The organism is Streptomyces sp. NPDC090088 (genome assembly GCF_044747345.1).
In the GTDB taxonomy this organism is placed as follows: domain Bacteria; phylum Actinomycetota; class Actinomycetes; order Streptomycetales; family Streptomycetaceae; genus Streptomyces.
This window is the reverse complement of the sequence record NZ_JBIVDZ010000013.1, coordinates 112,384-126,609: the sequence shown is the minus strand read 5'-3', so window position 1 is coordinate 126,609 and position 14,226 is coordinate 112,384. Positions and strand designations below refer to the sequence as shown.

11 protein-coding genes are annotated in these 14,226 nt (G+C 71.3%); 3 read left to right on the top strand and 8 right to left on the bottom strand.

Annotation, left to right across the window (positions count from 1 at the left end; translation table 11 throughout):
- Positions 1 to 54 precede the first annotated feature (54 nt).
- From ACIPSJ_RS46960 to ACIPSJ_RS46935, 6 genes are all read right to left on the bottom strand, one after another.
- Positions 55 to 1,143, bottom strand: coding sequence for a glutamate--cysteine ligase (locus tag ACIPSJ_RS46960; RefSeq protein ID WP_359224820.1), 1,089 nt, complete (start codon positions 1,141 to 1,143; stop codon positions 55 to 57).
- A gap of 106 nt (positions 1,144 to 1,249) precedes the next feature.
- Positions 1,250 to 3,454, bottom strand: coding sequence for a 1,4-alpha-glucan branching enzyme (glgB, locus tag ACIPSJ_RS46955; RefSeq protein ID WP_401355687.1), 2,205 nt, complete (start codon positions 3,452 to 3,454; stop codon positions 1,250 to 1,252).
- Positions 3,455 to 3,458: 4 nt separating this feature from the next.
- Entirely contained in the window at positions 3,459 to 4,826 is a 1,368-nt protein-coding gene (locus ACIPSJ_RS46950; RefSeq protein ID WP_359224810.1) for a maltokinase N-terminal cap-like domain-containing protein, read from the bottom strand.
- Between the two features lie 45 nt (positions 4,827 to 4,871).
- The gene (gene treS / locus ACIPSJ_RS46945; protein WP_401355685.1) at positions 4,872 to 6,590 is read right to left on the bottom strand and encodes a maltose alpha-D-glucosyltransferase; all 1,719 of its coding nucleotides are present in this window, start codon (positions 6,588 to 6,590) and stop codon (positions 4,872 to 4,874) included.
- On the bottom strand, positions 6,587 to 8,572 hold the full coding sequence (locus tag ACIPSJ_RS46940; RefSeq protein ID WP_401355683.1) for an alpha-1,4-glucan--maltose-1-phosphate maltosyltransferase: 1,986 nt from the start codon (positions 8,570 to 8,572) through the stop codon (positions 6,587 to 6,589). The genes treS and ACIPSJ_RS46940 overlap by 4 nt, the downstream gene beginning before the upstream one ends.
- A 95-nt stretch (positions 8,573 to 8,667) precedes the next feature.
- Positions 8,668 to 8,961 (bottom strand): DUF5133 domain-containing protein, encoded by a 294-nt coding sequence (locus tag ACIPSJ_RS46935; RefSeq protein WP_355727786.1) that lies wholly within the window; start codon positions 8,959 to 8,961, stop codon positions 8,668 to 8,670.
- A gap of 305 nt (positions 8,962 to 9,266) precedes the next feature.
- Here ACIPSJ_RS46935 and ACIPSJ_RS46930 point away from each other — a divergent pair, with 305 nt between their 5' ends.
- Both ACIPSJ_RS46930 and glgX read left to right on the top strand, forming a co-directional pair.
- Complete coding sequence (locus ACIPSJ_RS46930) at positions 9,267 to 9,770, top strand: pep a2 (protein ID WP_393547668.1); 504 nt, start codon at positions 9,267 to 9,269, stop codon at positions 9,768 to 9,770.
- Between the two features lie 23 nt (positions 9,771 to 9,793).
- Positions 9,794 to 11,917 carry a glycogen debranching protein GlgX gene (gene glgX, locus ACIPSJ_RS46925; RefSeq protein ID WP_401355680.1) on the top strand — a complete coding sequence of 708 codons (2,124 nt, stop codon included), beginning with the start codon at positions 9,794 to 9,796 and terminating at the stop codon, positions 11,915 to 11,917.
- A 120-nt stretch (positions 11,918 to 12,037) separates the two neighbouring features.
- Here glgX and ACIPSJ_RS46920 read toward each other — a convergent pair whose 3' ends face one another.
- Positions 12,038 to 12,850: a VOC family protein gene (locus tag ACIPSJ_RS46920; RefSeq protein WP_359223514.1), complete on the bottom strand. Its 813-nt coding sequence runs from the start codon at positions 12,848 to 12,850 to the stop codon at positions 12,038 to 12,040.
- A 128-nt stretch (positions 12,851 to 12,978) separates the two neighbouring features.
- On the opposite strand from ACIPSJ_RS46920, the gene ACIPSJ_RS46915 reads away from it, so the two are divergent.
- Positions 12,979 to 13,296 carry an ANTAR domain-containing protein gene (locus ACIPSJ_RS46915; RefSeq protein WP_359223512.1) on the top strand — a complete coding sequence of 106 codons (318 nt, stop codon included), beginning with the start codon at positions 12,979 to 12,981 and terminating at the stop codon, positions 13,294 to 13,296.
- Positions 13,297 to 13,299: 3 nt separating this feature from the next.
- Here the strand turns inward: ACIPSJ_RS46915 and ACIPSJ_RS46910 are convergent, their stop codons facing one another.
- Positions 13,300 to 14,091 (bottom strand): RNA polymerase sigma factor SigF, encoded by a 792-nt coding sequence (locus ACIPSJ_RS46910; protein WP_401355677.1) that lies wholly within the window; start codon positions 14,089 to 14,091, stop codon positions 13,300 to 13,302.
- Positions 14,092 to 14,226 lie beyond the last annotated feature (135 nt).

Genomic DNA, 14,226 nt, shown 5'->3' with positions numbered 1-14,226 from the left:
TGAGCACGGCCCGTGTCGGGAACGGTCAACTCGTTTCCACCTGATGACAAGAGGTCAGCCCTGGGTACGGCGCACACACGCGACGACGACGTCCCGCAGGCTGCCGGTGCGCTCCAGGAACCCCCGCTGCTCGCGGGCGCCGGTCCCCCTGTGCAGCAGCTGTGCGACGGCCTCCTCGACGAGGCGCGCGTCTCCGCTGTCGGCGAGCGCCTCCGCCGTGTGCGCCACCAGCGCACGCACCACGTCGACCGCGGGCCGCGGCCGCATGGTCGCGGGATCGAGCAGTTCCTGGTCCAGCCCGGAGCGGGCGGCCTGCCAGGACGCCAGCCGGAGCATGCTCACGCTGTGGTCGAGCGGCGGCCGGCCCGCCCGCCAGTCCCGGGCCGCCGTCTCCACGAGAGCGCGGGCCAGCGTGGCCACGAGGACGGTGGTGTCGGCCCGCAGGCACACGTCCGCCACCCTGATCTCCACCGTCGGGTAGCGCACGGACAGCCGGGCGTCGAAGTACACCATCCCCGCGTCGAGAATGACCTCGCTGGCCACCATGTCCGCGACCCGCCGCCGGTACCCCTCGGCCGAGCCGAACAGTTCGGTCGGCCCCGCCGACGGGCCGCGCGCCCACAGCCGGCTGCGGTAGCTGGCGTAACCGGAGTCCCGGCCCTGCCAGAACGGCGAGTTGGCGCTGAGCGCCCGCAGCACCGCGAGCCACGGCCGGATCCGGTCCAGGACGGCGACGCCCTCCTCGGCGGACTCCACCGACACATGCACATGGCAGCCGCACACGAACTGGTCCAGCGTGGCGGTCCCGAACCGCCCGGCCATCCACCGGTACCGCTCGTGCGCGCTGAGCGCGGGGGTGACCGGCAACGGGCAGGTGGCGAGCGCCGCGACCGCGCAGCCGATCTCACCGGCGAGCCGCGCCGCCTCCTTGCGGCAGCGCAGGATCTCGGCACCCAGGTCCGCCATGTACCGCTGCGGAGTGGTGGCGAGCTCCAGCATCTGCCCGAACAGCTCCTTCTGGAACACCACCTGCCCGGGATCGTCCCGGGCCGCGCGGTCGACGACGGCCGCCGACCCGGGCATCGGCTCCCCGGTGTCCGGGTGGACCAGCAGGACCTCTTCCTCCACTCCGACGGTACGCAGCACTGGGGACCGCCCTCCGGCCGGGCCGCGACCGGGCGCGGCGGGGTCTTTCATCCCGGACTGCCCGGACCCGGCCGTGGAAACACGTCCCGGTGCCGTCGGCGGGCTAGGGGACGACGGGCTCCAGCCACACCGTGGCGAGCGGCGGCAGCGTCAGCCGGAGAACGCCGTCGTCGGCCAGCAGCGGCCCCCGGCCGACGACGTCCCCGCCGCCGTAGCGCGCGCTGTCCGTGTTGAGGATCTCCTGCCAGACGGGCGCCCCCTTGGGCACGCCCAGCCGGTAGCCGGGACGGACCACGGGGGAGAGGTTGGAGACCGCCAGCAGGGGCCGGGCCTCGGCATCGAACCGCAGAAAGGCGAAGACGTTGTCCTCGGCCGCGTCCCCGAGGACCCACTGGAAGCCCGCCGGATCGGTGTCGCGCTGCCACAGGGCGGGGCGGGTGCGGTAGACGGAGTTGAGATCGCGGACCAGATCCCGGACACCCCGGTGGTCGGCCTCCGCGCCGTACCCGGGGTCGAGCAGCCACCAGTCCGGGCCGTCGGCCTCCGACCACTCACCGCCCTGGGCGAACTCCTGACCCATGAAGAGCAGTTGTTTGCCGGGATGGGCCCACATGAAGCCCAGATAGGCGCGGTGATTGGCGCGTTGCTGCCACCAGTCGCCGGGCATCTTCGAGACCAGCGAGCGCTTGCCGTGCACCACTTCGTCGTGGGAGATGGGCAGGACGTAGTTCTCGCTGTACGCGTAGACCATCGAGAAGGTCATCTCGTCGTGGTGGTACTTGCGGTGCACCGGCTCGTGCCGCATGTACTCCAGCGAGTCGTGCATCCACCCCATGTTCCATTTCAGCCCGAACCCCAGGCCGCCGCTGTCCGTCGGCCGGGTCACCCCGCCCCACGCCGTGGACTCCTCGGCGATGGTGACCACACCCGGCGCCCGCCGGTACACGGTCGCGTTCATCTCCTGCAGGAACGCCACCGCGTCCAGGTCCTCGCGCCCGCCGAAGACATTCGGCGTCCACTGTCCGGAGTCCCGTGAGTAGTCGAGGTAGAGCATCGAGGCGACCGCGTCCACCCGCAGCCCGTCGACGTGGAACTCCTCGCACCAGTACACCGCGTTGGCGACCAGGAAGTTGCGCACCTCCACCCGGCCCAGGTCGAACTCGTAGGTCCCCCAGTCCGGATGCTCGGCCCGCCGCTCGTCCCCGGGCTCGTACAGCGGGTCCCCGTCGAAGCGGGCCAGCGCCCAGTCGTCCTTGGGGAAGTGGGCCGGCACCCAGTCCATGATCACACCGAGGCCGGCCCGGTGCAGGGCGTCGATCAGGTACTTGAGGTCGTCCGGGGTGCCGAGGCGGGAGGTCGGTGCGTAGAAGCCGGTGACCTGGTAGCCCCAGGAGCCGCCGAACGGATGCTCGGCGACCGGCATGAACTCGACGTGCGTGAAACCGAGGCCGCCGACGTACGCGGGCAGCTCCTCCGCCAGCTCGCGGTAGGTCAGGCCCGGACGCCAGGACGGCAGATGCACCTCGTACACCGAGAACGGCGCCTCGTGCACCGGCGTGTCACCCCGGTGCGCCATCCACTCCGCGTCGCCCCACTCGTACCGGGACACCGCCACGATCGACGCGGTCGCCGGCGGTACCTCCGTGCGCCGCGCCATCGGGTCGGCCTTGAGGAACCGGCCGCCGTACCGGGACGTGATCTCGAACTTGTAGCGGGCCCCCTCGCCCACCCCGGGCAGGAACAGTTCCCACACCCCGGCGGCGCCCAGCGAGCGCATCGGGTACTGCGTGCCGTCCCAGCAGGTGAAGTCCCCGGCCACCCGCACCCCCCGGGCGTTCGGCGCCCACACCGTGAACCGGGTCCCGGCCACCCCGTCCAAGGTCATCGGCTCCGCACCGAGCGCCTTCCACAGCTGCTCGTGCCGCCCCTCCCGGATCAGATGCAGGTCGAGTTCGCCCAGCGCGGGCAGGAAGCGGTACGGGTCGTGCACCTCCTGCTCGCCGTCCCCGTACGCGACGAGGAAGGTGTACGACGGGACCTCGGCGTACGGCAGCACGGCCGCGAACAGCCCGTCGCCCTCCGGCACCAAGGGGCTGCGCACCCCGTCGGCCAGCACACTCACGGCACGGGCCTGCGGGCGCAGCGCGCGGAAGAGGACGCCGCCGTCCACCCGGTGGGCGCCGAGCAGGGCGTGCGGATCGTGGTGGGCGCCGGCCAGCAGCCGCCCGCGGTCGCCGGGGTCCAGCGGCGGAGCCGTGGGACGGGAGGGACCCGAGGGCTCGGGGAGCGAAGAGTCACGCAGGGCCATCAGGTCAGCCTCCCCAGCGGGCGAGCCGCTCGATCGCGGCCATCGGAACCGGAAGCCAGGCCGGCCGGTGCCGGGCCTCGTACACCACCTCGTACACCGCGCGGTCCGTCTCGTGGGCACGCAGCAGCGCGTGCTTCTCGCGCGGATCCCAGCCGGCCCGCGCAGCGTAACCCGCGCAGTACGCCTCCCGGCAGCGGCGGGCCCACTCCGGGCGCCACGGACGGCGCTGCCGGGCCGCGTAGTCGAAGGACCGCAGCATGCCGGCCACGTCCCGCACCGGCGACTGGTTGCCGCGCCGCTCGGCGAGCGGCCGGGACGGCTCGCCCTCGAAGTCGATCACGAACCACTCGCGGTCCGCCCGCAGCACCTGACCGAGATGCAGATCGCCGTGGACGCGCTGGGCGAGCGGCCCCGCGGCACAGGTGGCGAGCGCGTCGAACGCGCCCCGCAGCCCCGGCACGAACGGCCGCAGCGCCGGTACCGCGTGCGCGGCCGCGTCCAGCCGTACCGACATCGCCTCGGCGGTCCGGCCGTGTTCGTCGTGGACGGCGGACGGGAACGCGGCGGCGAGCGCGAGATGCACCTCGGCGGTGGCCCGGCCCAGCTCGTGCGCCTCGGTGGCGAAGTCGTCCCCCTGCGCGAGCGCGCGCAGGGCGAGGGTCCAGCCGTCGGCCGCGTCGGGCAGGAAGGGCTGGAGCACCCCGAGGGTCGCCGGGCTGGGCTCGGTGGTGCGGAACCAGGCCACCGGCGCGGGCACCCGGGCACAGCCCTGCGCGGCCAGCGCCCCCGGCACCTCCAGGTCCGGGTTGATGCCCGGCTGGATCCGCCGGAACACCTTGAGAATGTAGGAATCGCCGTACACCAGCGAGGAGTTGGACTGTTCGGCGTCCAGCAGCCGGGGCGCGAGTCCGCCGGGTATCCGGGCGTCCGGGGCGGCCTCGAAGTGCAGCGGGCCCGCGGTGCCGGGCAGCCGCAGCCGCTCCAGGAGCATCCTGGCCGCGTCGGGGTCGTGCAGGGCGTCGTAGACCGCGAGCCCGGCCAGCGGACCCTCCTCGGCCCGGCCAATGTACGCCCGCTCCAGCCGGGGCGTGCGCTGTTCGCGTACCGAGAGCAGGAGTTGGTAGCAGTCACCCGACGGCGAGGAGCCGCCGCCGTCGGAGTGGTCGGCGTGGACGAGCAGATGCAGACAGCCGGGGAAGAGCTCGGTCAGGGACAGCACGGACAGCTCCGTGACGGGCCGGTCCTTGCCCGCGAACCAGCGCTGCCGGGGCAGCCATTCGCGCAGCATCCCGCCCAGCGAGGCCAGCGGCCGGTCGAGGCCCGCCGCCGTGCTCCGCCCCGGCAGTCGGGGGAGGTCAACGGTCTTCGTCATGGTGGGGCGTCCTTTCCTCGGCTCGGCACGCTGGGTTCCGCACGCTCAGTTCCGACTGCCGATGCGGGAGGCGGCCCGGGAGAGCCGGAACCAGTAGAAGCCGTGCCCCGCGAGGGTGAGCAGATACGGCAGTTCACCGATCGCGGGGAAGCGCACACCGCCGATCAGCTCCACCGGATGCCGGCCGTCGTACATCCGCAGATCGAGCTCCGTCGGCTGGGCGAACCGGGAGAAGTTGTGCACGCACAGGACGAGATCGTCCTCGTACTCCCGCAGGAACGCGATCACCGCCGGGTTCGACGACTGGAGCTCGGTATAGGACCCCAGTCCGAAGGCAGGATTCTGCTTGCGGATCTCGATCATGCGGCGGGTCCAGTGCAGCAGCGAGGACGGCGACGACATGGACGCCTCGACGTTGGTGACCTGGTAGCCGTAGACGGGATCCATGATGGTCGGCAGGTACAGCCGCCCCGGGTCGCAGGTGGAGAAGCCGGCGTTGCGGTCGGGGGTCCACTGCATGGGGGTGCGGACGGCGTCGCGGTCGCCGAGCCAGATGTTGTCGCCCATGCCGATCTCGTCGCCGTAGTAGAGGATCGGCGAGCCGGGGAGCGAGAGCAGGAGCGCGGTGAACAGCTCGATCTGGTTGCGGTCGTTGTCGAGGAGGGGGGCCAGGCGCCGCCTGATGCCGATGTTGGCGCGCATCCGTGGGTCCTTGGCGTACTCGGCCCACATGTAGTCGCGTTCCTCGTCGGTGACCATCTCCAGGGTCAGCTCGTCGTGGTTGCGCAGGAAGATGCCCCACTGGCAGCCGGACGGGATCGCGGGGGTCTTGGCGAGGATTTCCGAGACGGGGTAGCGGGACTCCCTCCGCACGGCCATGAAGATCCGCGGCATCACGGGGAAGTGGAACGCCATGTGGCACTCGTCCCCGCCCTTGGCGTAGTCGCCGAAGTAGTCGACCACGTCCTCCGGCCACTGGTTCGCCTCGGCCAGCAGCACGGTGTCCGGGTACATCGCGTCGATCTCCTTGCGGACCCGCCTCAGGAACTCATGGGTGGGCGGCAGGTTCTCGCAGTTGGTGCCCTCCTCCGCGTACAGATACGGCACCGCGTCCAGCCGGAACCCGTCGATGCCCAGGTCCAGCCAGAACCGCAGAGCCGCCAGGACCTCCTCCTGCACCGCCGGGTTCTCGTAGTTGAGGTCCGGCTGGTGGGAGAAGAAGCGGTGGAAGTAGTACTGCCCGCGTACGGGATCGAAGGTCCAGTTGGAGACCTCGGTGTCGACGAAGATGATCCGCGCGTCCTGGTACTGCTTGTCGTCGTCGGCCCACATGTAGTAGTCGCCGTACGGCCCGTCGGGGTTCTTGCGGGACTCCTGGAACCACGGGTGCTGGTCGCTGGTGTGGTTGACGACGAAGTCGATGATGACGCGCATGCCGCGCTGGTGGGCGGCGTCGACGAACTCCACGAAGTCGGCGAGGTCACCGAACTCGGGCAGCACGGACGTGTAGTCCGCGACGTCGTAACCACCGTCCCGCAGCGGCGACTTGAAGAACGGGGGGAGCCAGAGGCAGTCGACGCCGAGCCACTGCAGATAGTCGAGCTTGGCGGTGAGGCCCTTGAGGTCGCCGATGCCGTCGCCGTCGCTGTCGTGGAAGGAGCGGACCAGGACCTCGTAGAAGACGGCGCGTTTGAACCAGTCGGGATCCCGGTCCTTGGCAGGTGTGTCCTCGAAGGTGTCCGGGACGGGGTCGTTGACAGTCATGACGCGCTGGGTCCTCCGTTCGCTGGGGTCGGTCGCTCTACCTGGAGCACATGCGCCGGAGTCCGGCCGGGGATGAGGCGCACATAGTTGGTCCTGCCCCATGCGTAGGCCTCACCCGTCAGTTCGTCCCGCACGGACAGGACGGAGTTCCAGTCCAGGCCGAGTTGCGGCATGTCCAACGAGACCGTGGCTTCCTGGGTGTGGTGGGGGTCGAGGTTGACGACCACCAGAACCGTGTCCGACCCGGTGCGCTTGCTGTACGCGATGACGGAGTCGTTGTCCGTGTGATGGAAGGTCAGATTGCGCAGCTGCTGGAGCGCGGGGTGGCGGCGGCGGAGGGCGTTGAGGCGGGTGATGAGCGGGGCGATGCCGGCCGTCTCGGCTTGTGTCCAGTCGCGGGGTTTGAGCTGGTACTTCTCGGAGTCGAGGTACTCCTCGCCGCCCGCACGCAGGGGGGTGTTCTCGCAGAGTTCGTAGCCGCTGTAGATGCCCCAGGTGGGGGAGAGGGTGGCGGCGAGCACGGCGCGGGCCTCGAAGGCGGGGCGGCCCCCGTGCTGGAGGTGGGCGTGCAGGATGTCCGGCGTGTTCGCGAAGAAGTTCGGCCGCATCCACGCGGCCGACTCGCCGGACAGCTCCGTGAGGTACTCGGTGAGTTCCTGCTTGGTGTTGCGCCAGGTGAAGTACGTGTACGACTGCTGGAAGCCGACCTGGGCGAGGGTGCGCATCATCGCGGGGCGGGTGAACGCCTCGGCGAGGAAGATCACGTCCGGGTCGGCCGTGTTGATCTCGGCGATGACCCGCTCCCAGAACACCACCGGTTTGGTGTGCGGGTTGTCGACGCGGAAGATCCGCACCCCGCAGGACATCCAGTGCCGCAGCACGCGGACCGTCTCGGCGATCAGGCCCGGCATGTCGGTGTCGAAGGCGATGGGGTAGATGTCCTGGTACTTCTTCGGCGGGTTCTCGGCGTAGGCGATGGTGCCGTCCGGGCGGTGGTGGAACCACTCCGGGTGCTTCTCCACCCAGGGATGGTCCGGCGAGCACTGCAACGCGAAGTCCAGGGCGACTTCGAGTCCGTGTCGGCCCGCCTCCGCCACGAACCACCGGAAGTCCTCCAGCGTCCCGAGGCCGGGGTGGACGGTGTCGTGGCCGCCCTCGGGGGAACCGATCGCCCAGGGCACGCCGACGTCCTCGGGACCCGCCTCCAGGGTGTTGTTGGGGCCCTTGCGGAAGGTGGTCCCGATGGGGTGGATCGGGGGCAGGTAGACGACGTCGAAGCCCATGTCCGCGATCGGCTTCAGCCGCCGGGCCGCTGTCCGGAACGTGCCGTGCGGCCGCTCCGGTGTCCCCTCCGAACGCGGGAAGAACTCGTACCAGGAGCCGTACAGGGCCCGTTCGCGCTCGACCAGCAGCGGCAGCGGCTCGGACGCGGACACCAGCTCCCGCAGCGGATACCGGGCCAGGATCTCGTCGACCTCGGGAGCCAGCGCGTTCGCCAGCCGGGTGTGCACCGGGGAGGAGTCGTCGCCGAGGGCCCGTGCCGCCGCGAGCACCCGCTCGCGTGCCGGCCCCGCGGGGACTCCGGCGGCCGCGCGCTCGTACAGCCCGGCCCCCTCCTCCAGGACCAGGCCGGTGTCGATGCCCGCCGGGATCTTGACCTGCGCGTGCCTGCGCCAGGTGGTGAGCGGGGCGCTCCAGGCCTCCACGTGATACCACCAGCGGCCCGGCGCGTCCGGGGCGACCTCGGCGCCCCAGCGGTCGGTGCCCGGGACCAGTTCCCGCATCGGCGTCCAGGGACCGCGGCGGCCCCCGGGGTCGCACAGCACCACATCGGCGCCGACGGCGTCATGACCCTCACGGAAGACGGTGGCGGTGACCTGGAAGGTCTCGCCGGGGACCGCCTTCGCCGGACGCCCGCCGCCCTCCACGGCCGGCCGGACGTCACGCACCGGAACGCGGCCGATGGCCTCCGTCGTCTTCATGGGTCTCACCTCCGCCGTGCGCGGAGCCGGGCCCGGCTCCGCGGTCCGTAGTGCGCCGGAAGACCGGTGTCTTCCCGCGGGGTCCGCCTGCGGTGTCACTGCCGCGCGGAACGCCGGTCCACGGGCGGGCCCGGCCGGATCTTTCCGCTCAGCTGGGGCCGCTCCGCCTGTTCCCGCACATAGGTGACGAGGCTGGTGCGCAGATAGCGCTCGGCCGCGTCCACCGCCTCCCGGGCGCAGCGCTTGCCCATCAGGACGCACAGCGTGTAGCCCGAGTCCTCGAAGGTGGACCGCACCTCGCGGTCGTGCGGCGAGGCGAGCATGACGCGCTCCCACGCCCGGTAGCGCCGCAGCTGCCGGGCCACCTCGGCCTTCGCGGGTAGCAGCATGGCCGTGTCTTTCCTTCCGACGCTCTCGAGTGGGCACGTGTCCCCGATGTTCGGGGGAGCGTCCGGGCACGGAGAGGCACGGAGCCGTTACGGCGAATCGAGGCTTTCACTCATGGTGCATGTCCGATGACCGAGCGTCTTGTTGGATCTTCAACCACCCCGTGCGGCTCTCGTGTTGCACGAATGGCGTAGCGCCTCCACAGTGAAGGTGACTCAGGAGCGATCAGTGCTCACGCTGCGCGTCCGGAACCGATTTCCGGAGGGGGTGGGGGAGCGGGAGTTTCGCGGGTGAGGAGCTAGCGACAATGAAGACCGCAGTGCCCTGCTACTACCACCTCGACGTGGAGGTCAGCCCGGAACGGGTGGGACAGGTCAGCCGCATACTGGCCGCACATCTCCGCTACTGGGACCTCGACAACCTCGTGGACCCGGTCTGCGGCGGCGCGGAACTGCTGCTGCGCGCCATCGATCAGCACGCCACGGACAAGCACACGTCCATCGAGATGTGGTGGAACGGCCAGCACCTCATCACCGCGATCGGCGACGACGACCGCGATCTCCGTCCGGACCAGGACCTGCGCTCGTGTCTGGCGCACATCGCCGCCATGAGCGACGGCTGGGGCTGCTGTGCCTCGGACACCGGCAGCAAGATCATCTGGTTCTCGCAGCGGGCCCGGTCCGGCGAGCGCGTCCCGCTGGTCCCGACCGGACCGGAGCCGCGCCTGCGCCGCACGCTCCGGGTGCCCCGCACCGAGCCCGTCGCCCGATTGGCCGCGGCCGCCGACGGCGTCCTGGAGGGCGCCCGGTGACGGCGAGGAAATCCCGGAAAGGGGTGCCCGTGTGGAGCGGGCACCCCTACCCGTTGGGCGCCTCCTTCGACGGGCAGGGCACCAACTTCGCCCTGTTCAGCGAGGTCGCCGAGCACGTCGAACTGGTCCTGGTGAACGACGCCGGGACCCAGCGGCCGGTGCCGCTGAACGAGGCCGACGGCTTCGTCTGGCACGCCTATCTGCCCGGGATCGGTCCCGGGCAGCGCTACGGCTACCGGGTGACCGGCCCCTGGGACCCGTCCCTCGGCCACCGCTGCAATCCCGCGAAGCTGCTCCTGGACCCGTACGCCCGGGCGGTCGACGGCCAGATCGACAACCACGCCTCCCTCTACGAGCGCACCCCCGGCGGGCCGTCACCGGGCGACAGCGCGGGGCACTCCATGCTCGGCGTGGTCACCGATCCGTACTTCGACTGGGGCGACGACCGCCCGCCCCGGCGGCCGTACGCCGACTCGGTGATCTACGAGGCGCATGTCCGCGGCCTCACCGCCACCCATCCGGAGGTACCCGAACGGCTCAGGGGCAGCTATGCCGGCCTCGCGCACCCGGCCGTCCTGGACCACCTGACCTCGCTGGGCGTCACGGCGGTCGAGCTGATGCCGGTCCACCAGTTCGTGCAGGACGGGGTGCTGCAGGACCGGGGCCTGTCCAACTACTGGGGCTACAACACCATCGGCTTCTTCGCCCCGCACAACGCCTACGGCGCCTTCGGCACCCGGGGCCAGCAGGTCAACGAGTTCAAGGCGATGGTGAAGGCGCTGCACGCGGCGGGCCTCGAAGTCATCCTCGACGTGGTCTACAACCACACCGCCGAGGGCAACGAGATGGGGCCCACGCTGTCCTTCCGGGGGATCGACAACGCGTCGTACTACCGCCTCGTCGACGGCGACTGGGCGCACTACTACGACACCACCGGCACCGGGAACAGCCTGCTGATGCGGCACCCCCACGTACTCCAGCTGATCATGGACTCGCTGCGGTACTGGGTGACCGAGATGCATGTCGACGGCTTCCGCTTCGACCTCGCGGCCACGCTGGCGCGGCAGTTCCACGAGGTGGACCGGCTCTCGGCGTTCTTCGACCTGATCCAGCAGGACCCGGTGATCAGCCGGGTCAAGCTCATCGCCGAACCCTGGGACGTGGGGGAGGGCGGCTACCAGGTCGGCAACTTCCCGCCGCTGTGGTCGGAGTGGAACGGCAAGTACCGGGACGCCGTACGGGACTTCTGGCGGGCCGAGCCGGGTTCGCTCGGCGAGTTCGCCTCCCGGCTGACCGGCTCCTCCGACCTGTACCAGCACAGCAGGCGGCTGCCGCGGGCGAGCGTCAACTTCGTCACCGCGCACGACGGCTTCACCCTGCGCGACCTGGTGTCGTACAACGACAAGCACAACCAGGCCAACGGCGAGGGCAACCGGGACGGCGAGAGCCACAACCGGTCCTGGAACTGCGGGGCCGAGGGCGAGACCACCGACCCCGGCGTCCTCGAACTCCGGGCCCGCCAGCAGCGCAACTTCCTCGCCACGCTGCTGCTCTCGCAGGGCATCCCGATGCTCGGCCACGGCGACGAACTCGGCCGCACCCAGCGCGGCAACAACAACGCCTACTGCCAGGACAACGAGGTCTCCTGGACCGACTGGGAGCTGACCGGGGAACAGCGGACCCTCACGGACTTCACCCGGTACGTCATCGCACTGCGCGCCGCCCATCCCGTGCTGCGCCGGAGCCGGTTCTTCCGCGGCGAGACCGCCGTGCACCCCGGGCAGCCACTGCCCGACCTGGTCTGGCTGCTGCCCGACGCCCGTGAGATGACCGACCGGGACTGGCAGCGCCCCGATGCCCACTCGGTCGGCGTCTTCCTCAACGGCGACGCCATCGCCGAACGCGACCCCTACGGGCGGCGCCTGATCGACGACTCGTTCCTGCTGCTCCTGAACAGTCACTGGGAACCGGTCGACTTCCGGCTCCCCGACGACTCCTACGGCGACCGCTGGACGACCCTCATCGACACCGCCGACCCGGACGGCATCCCCGACGAACGCGAACACAAGGCGGGCACCCGCCTGCGCGTCGAGGCCCGCAGCCTGGTGGTGCTGACCCGGCCGTCCCGCGAGGAGGGCGGGAAGTAGCGGGAACCAGGGGCCGTCCGGCGGATCGTGCGGCAGACGGCGGGGTCCGATGCCGCCGACGCGGGGTCCGGCAGGGCGCCCTCCGCCGCCTCGCGGCCGGACGCCCCGGACCCCGACCGCCTAGCCAACCGGGCGCGTCATCACCGTGAACTGCGCCCCGTCCGGGTCGCGCAGGATCGCCTCCGTGTCCTTCTCGCTCAGGACGCTGCCACCGTGCTTCTCGGCCGTGCGGGCGCACTCCTCGATGTCGGTGACCGCGAAGTGGATCTGCCAGTGCGGCCGTACCGACGGATCGGGGGCCGCCTCCACCGCGCCGGAGTCGATCCGCGCCACGGCGTCACCGCGGCTGCGCAGCACGACCTCGCCGCCCTCGTACTCGACCTCGCAGCAGCCCCGCCGGTCGGAGGCCCAGCCGAGCACCTCGCCGTAGAAGATCGCCGAGTCGAAGGCGTTGCGGGTGTGCAGCCGGATGAAGGTCGGGGCGGCCCGGCGCCAGATCTCCCAGTTCGAGACCAGCTCACCCTCCCAGATACCGAAGACGGCGCCGTCCCGGTCGGCGATCAGTGCCGCCCGGCCGGGCGGGAAGGAGAGCGGACCCACCGCCGGGGTACCGCCGCGCTCGCGGGCCCGGGCGACGGCCTCGTCCGCGTCCTGGACGGCGAAGTACGGCGTCCAGGCCACCGCCATCTGCCACATCGAGGCGACCGCGGCGATGCCCGCCACCGGCACCCCGTCCGCCAGCGCGATCCGGAAGTGGTCCCCGAGCCGGACGCTGCGCCATCGCCAGCCGAGCACTGCGCTGTAGAACTCCTCGGTCGTCTGGAGGTCGCGGCTGGTCAGGCTCACCCAGCACGGAGCCCCGAAGACCGAGTGCGTGGAGACGACCTCTCGCTTCTTGGGCACGGGACCGGGGGGAGGCGTGTCGTTGTTCATGGCACTCGCGTCCTGGTGTCGGGGCCGGCGCGGGGGACCGGCCTGACACCAGTCTCCAACCGGAAGCGGCAGGAACGCCTGGCGAGTACCCCGGTGGCGGGAGGCCATTCGAGTGACACGATGGGGGGATGGGCGAGAGCGAGCCGGACCGGATCCTCCACCTCCAGGACGAGGTCGACCAGCTCAAGGAAGCCGTCGCCTCCCATGCCGTGGTGGACCAGGCCATCGGCATGGTGGTCGCGCTCGGCCGGGTCACGCCCGACGCGGGCTGGGAGGTGCTCAAGGAGGTCTCCCAGCACACCAACATCAAGCTGCGCAACGTCGCGGAGCTGATCCTGGTCTGGGGGCGCACCGGGGACATGCCGGACGAGATCCGCACGGAGCTGGGGGAGGCGCTGGAGCGCTACGGACCCACCCAGATCCCCGGCGCGCCGCCCGTCGGGTGAGCCTCAGCCGGCCTCGGCCAGCAGCTCCTCGCGCAGCCGGTCGAAACAGGTGCCGAGCAGCCGGGACACATGCATCTGCGAGATGCCCAGCTGCTCGGCGATGCGGCTCTGCGTCATACCGCGGAAGAACCGCAGATAGAGGATGAGCCGGTCGCGCTCGGGCAGGCCCGCGAGACAGGGCCGGACGGCGGTGCGGTCGACGACCAGGTCGTAACCGGGGTCGGTGTCGCCGAGGGTGTCGCAGAGCGCGTAGCCCTCGCCGCCGGGCACCTCGGCGTCCAGGGACAGTGCCGAGAAGCAGTCCAGGGCCTCCATGCCGGTCCGCACCTCGCTCTCGGTGAGCTGGGCCCGCTCGGCGATCTCGGCGACGGTGGCCGTGCGGCCCGGGGTCGTCTGGCCCAGTTCCTTCAGGGCGGCCCGGACCCGGTTGCGCAGCTCCTGGACCCGGCGGGGGACGTGCAGGGTCCACATGTGGTCCCGGAAGTGGCGCTTGATCTCACCGGTGATCGTCGGCACGGCGTACGCCTCGAAGGCGCGACCGCGGGCCGGGTCGTAGCGGTCGACGGCCTTCACCAGTCCCAGCGCGGCGACCTGGTAGAGATCCTCCAGGGTCTCGCCACGGCCGCGGAAGCGGATGGCGATCCGCTCGGCCATGGGCAGCCAGAGCTCGACCAGCTCGTCCCGCAGCGCCCGGCGCCGCGGACCCTCGGGCAGCCCGGCCAGCCGGGCGAAGTCCTCGGCCGTGTCCGGAGCGTCGTCGTGCGGATGGGACGTGGGTTTGCAGGTGGCACCCATGGGCGCGCACCTCCCTCAGCGGGTGCTGGTGGACGGACACCGTGGGAGGAACGCGCTCGGACCCTGGGGAGGACACGGGGCGACCGGCGGAAGCCGGCTCCCACGCAGGTGCCTCCGGTCCGAAGCACTGCCCTC

What these genes read in the sequence shown, in the direction of transcription:
- glgB (WP_401355687.1), bottom strand. Translation starts at nt 3,454, where the DNA reads ATGGCCCTGCGTGACTCTTCGCTCCCCGAGCCCTCGGGTCCCTCCCGT.
- ACIPSJ_RS46950 (WP_359224810.1), bottom strand. Translation starts at nt 4,826, where the DNA reads ATGACGAAGACCGTTGACCTCCCCCGACTGCCGGGGCGGAGCACGGCG.
- treS (WP_401355685.1), bottom strand. Translation starts at nt 6,590, where the DNA reads ATGACTGTCAACGACCCCGTCCCGGACACCTTCGAGGACACACCTGCC.
- ACIPSJ_RS46940 (WP_401355683.1), bottom strand. Translation starts at nt 8,572, where the DNA reads ATGAAGACGACGGAGGCCATCGGCCGCGTTCCGGTGCGTGACGTCCGG.
- ACIPSJ_RS46935 (WP_355727786.1), bottom strand. Translation starts at nt 8,961, where the DNA reads ATGCTGCTACCCGCGAAGGCCGAGGTGGCCCGGCAGCTGCGGCGCTAC.
- ACIPSJ_RS46930 (WP_393547668.1), top strand. Translation starts at nt 9,267, where the DNA reads ATGAAGACCGCAGTGCCCTGCTACTACCACCTCGACGTGGAGGTCAGC.
- ACIPSJ_RS46920 (WP_359223514.1), bottom strand. Translation starts at nt 12,850, where the DNA reads ATGAACAACGACACGCCTCCCCCCGGTCCCGTGCCCAAGAAGCGAGAG.
- ACIPSJ_RS46915 (WP_359223512.1), top strand. Translation starts at nt 12,979, where the DNA reads ATGGGCGAGAGCGAGCCGGACCGGATCCTCCACCTCCAGGACGAGGTC.
- ACIPSJ_RS46910 (WP_401355677.1), bottom strand. Translation starts at nt 14,091, where the DNA reads ATGGGTGCCACCTGCAAACCCACGTCCCATCCGCACGACGACGCTCCG.